Below are 1,800 nucleotides of genomic sequence, written 5' to 3'. Positions count from 1 at the left end.
CGAATACGAAAAACCCGTCCGCTGTCCAATACATGGCGTGCTCGCAAAGACCCTCAAAAAAGATGAAAAAGTAACAGTAATTTACATCCTAACAAAAGGGGAAACTAGCGAATGTGAGCAGAATAAAAACGCATACATCAAAGAACTGGAAGACATCAACAAGGAAATAGGGGCAGTTATCATCAATGATACAATCGAAATTGACTTTGAGCCTACCAATAAAACATACAACAAACTAATCACCGATTTAGCCGAAAAAATCCCAGGTAATGCCGAAATTTACGTTGATACAACTTTTGGCTTCAAGGCCATACCCCTTTCCCTGTTTTGCGCCCTCCGTTTTGTCGAAGAATTCCGCGAGGCCGTCGTACAATATATCATTTACGGGAAAGTCGAATTCGACAAAGGAAAACCGAAAAATCCCAAGCTTTATGATATAACATCTCTTTATTATCTTTTCAAATTGATGGGTTCAATGGGGGCTTCCAATGCCGATGACGCATTGAAAACGCTAAAAGATTTTTTTGCCATGTAAGGGAATTGTGTGAAAAAATACGAGAATGAAGAACAACTAAAAGAAAATATTTTTGAAACTTATTCCAAATGGCTGGTTGAATCGTCATCTGACCGTTTTTTGACATATTATACCCAACTTTTGGAGCAAATATATACATGGTGTAAAGATTTTTCATTTAAAAAAAATATTAATAATATGGGGGAGGAAATTACGGTAGTTACCAAGCGAATTATGGAACGTAAAGATAAAATACCAACGGATAAAAAAATATTTTTTTATTATTTATCTAAAGCGTTAAAGAAAGAAAAATCAAATTTTTATCGTAAATATAATACGGAAGATATTAGGATACCAAAAGAAATAAAAGCAAAAATACGAGACTCAGAAGACGTTCTTAGAATGAAAGAAAGAAATTTAGGGCGAAAATTAACAAAAGATGAAAAAATAACAGCCGTATCCGACTGGTTTGGAATAAGTATAAAAAGAGCTACTAATATCGTTAAAGCTATGGATATATGCGGTATTAATTTTACAAATAATAATAAAAATGAAGATGGTAAAACAATAGATATTCTTAATTCTGCTACAACATCGATTTATATGGAAAATAAAATTTTAAATCCTCTTGATGAGTATCTTATAAAAATTGACAGAAAACATATTCTGGAAACTGTAGAATATTTATTAAAGAAAAAACAAGAAAGGGCCAGAGGTTGTTATAAAGCGCTCTTTACGCTGCATTGCATAGAGAATTATAAAGATTTTGAAGGGCTTTATCCGGTTCTTGATAGTCAAGTCCTTGAAACTTGGCAAAAAGAAGGTAAAGAGCCGAATCAATACGAAATATACCAAAAATACCACCACAAAGTTAAACAAAAGAGCGCGGAAGCTCAGGCATCAAAGAATCTCGGTAAATTCCTAGATGATATAAGAATCCACTTGAAAGAAAAAAACAAGTAAATTTTCCCTTTTAAAACCTTAAGTTTTCCCAATCTCAGCCATTAATAAATATATCAAGTAAACGCCGTAAAAAGGAGGAAACGATGGAAAGTTTATTGACCGTTCCTACATGGCAAAGCGGCTGTGTTGAGGAAATGGTTATTCTTAAAGAAAACGGATACGTATTAAAATACTCGTTTTCCAACAGCCTAGACAATATTCAAACTGCAATTTATGCGAGAACCGGTCGTAAAATCAATTTAGAAAACGCTCTATGGAAGCAAAATCCTAATCTTTCAATAAGCGTAAAACATTTAATGAATTCCCATAATGTAAACTATTCA

The 1,800-nt window shown here is 33.2% G+C and carries 3 protein-coding genes; all 3 read left to right on the top strand.

Annotation, left to right across the window (positions count from 1 at the left end):
- A partial coding sequence (locus ACYVTD_RS12145) for a TM1812 family CRISPR-associated protein (RefSeq protein ID WP_461248019.1) occupies nucleotides 1-535 on the top strand: 535 nt, incomplete at its 5' end.
- A 9-nt stretch (nucleotides 536-544) separates the two neighbouring features.
- A complete protein-coding gene (locus tag ACYVTD_RS12140; RefSeq protein ID WP_461248018.1) occupies nucleotides 545-1,477 on the top strand; it encodes a hypothetical protein in 933 nt (310 codons plus the stop codon).
- An 83-nt stretch (nucleotides 1,478-1,560) separates the two neighbouring features.
- On the top strand, nucleotides 1,561-1,800 hold a 240-nt coding region (locus tag ACYVTD_RS12135; protein ID WP_461248017.1), incomplete at its 3' end, for a hypothetical protein.

The sequence above is a fragment of the Treponema sp. R6D11 genome (assembly GCF_054786075.1).
This window is presented reverse-complemented; position numbering and strand designations above follow the sequence as displayed.